This window comes from Sulfolobus sp. B1 (assembly GCF_007050195.1).
GTDB lineage: Archaea > Thermoproteota > Thermoprotei_A > Sulfolobales > Sulfolobaceae > Saccharolobus.
This window is the reverse complement of the sequence record NZ_QIMI01000256.1, coordinates 1-1,212: the sequence shown is the minus strand read 5'-3', so window position 1 is coordinate 1,212 and position 1,212 is coordinate 1. Positions and strand designations below refer to the sequence as shown.

Here is a 1,212-nt window from a genome sequence, read left to right as displayed (position 1 = left end):
GTACACAGATGACGTTAAGGACATTCCACTTCGCTGGCATAAGGGAACTTAACGTAACTCTAGGTCTTCCAAGATTAATAGAAATAGTCGACGCAAAGAAGGTACCGTCTACACCTATGATGACGATTTACCTTACAGATGAATATAAGTATGATAGAGATAAGGCGTTAGAGATAGCTAGAAAAATAGAATTTACTAAAGTTGAGAGTGTTGTAGCTTCTACCAGTATAGATATAGCGTCAATGTCAATAGTTATTCAATTAGATAAGGAGATGTTAAGAGATAAGGGAATTAGTATTGAGGAAGTTAAGAAGGCAATAAGTAAGCTAAAGTTAGGAGAGTTTAACGTTGAGGAACAAGAAGATGGCGTTTTAATAATAAGTTTTAGCAGTGTAGACAGTGTTTCTGCCTTATTTAGAATAAGAGACAAGATCCTTAATACAAAAATTAAAGGTGTTAAAGGTATTAGAAGAGCGATTGTCCAAAAGAAAGGAAACGAATACGTAATTATAACAGATGGATCTAATTTAAGTGGAGTCTTAGGTGTTAAGGGAGTAGATAGTTCTAAAATAGAGACTAACAACATTCGTGAAGTGGAAGAAGTGTTTGGAATAGAGGCAGCTAGAGAAATGATAATAAGAGAGATTAGTAAGGTACTATCTGAACAAGGTTTAGATGTTGACTATAGACATATACTGCTAGTTGCAGACGTGATGACCAGAACTGGTGTTGTAAGACAGATAGGTAGGCATGGAGTTACCGGAGAAAAAGGAAGTGTTTTAGCTAGGGCAGCGTTTGAAGTAACAGTAAAACATCTCCTTGATGCAGCTGCTAGAGGAGACTTAGAAGAATTTAAAGGTGTAGTAGAAAACATTATAATTGGTCATCCAATTAAACTAGGTACTGGGATAGTTGAATTAACGATGAAACCGGTATTAAGGTGATAAAAAGTGTCAGAGCAACAAGTTACCCTTGAAGGAGAAATTAAAAATTTAATAAAAACAGGAAAAATAGTCTTTGGGTCTAGAAAAGTTTTAAAATATACTAAAATAGGCAAATTAAAGATGATTATAATAGCTTCTACATTGAGAGGAGATTTAAAAGAAGACATAAAGCATTATGCGAAAATTTCAAATATTCCATTATATGAGTATAACGGAAGTGGATGGGATCTGGGCACTGTGTGTGGAAAACCATTTATGATTTCGGCTA

The 1,212-nt window shown here is 34.6% G+C and carries 2 protein-coding genes; both read left to right on the top strand.

Annotation, left to right across the window (positions count from 1 at the left end; all coding sequences use genetic code 11):
* On the top strand, positions 1-944 hold a 944-nt coding region (gene rpoA2 / locus DMP16_RS09990; protein ID WP_143577200.1), incomplete at its 5' end, for a DNA-directed RNA polymerase subunit A''.
* 6 nt (positions 945-950) lie between these two features.
* The coding region (locus DMP16_RS09985; protein ID WP_143577199.1) for a 50S ribosomal protein L30e at positions 951-1,212 on the top strand (262 nt) is incomplete at its 3' end.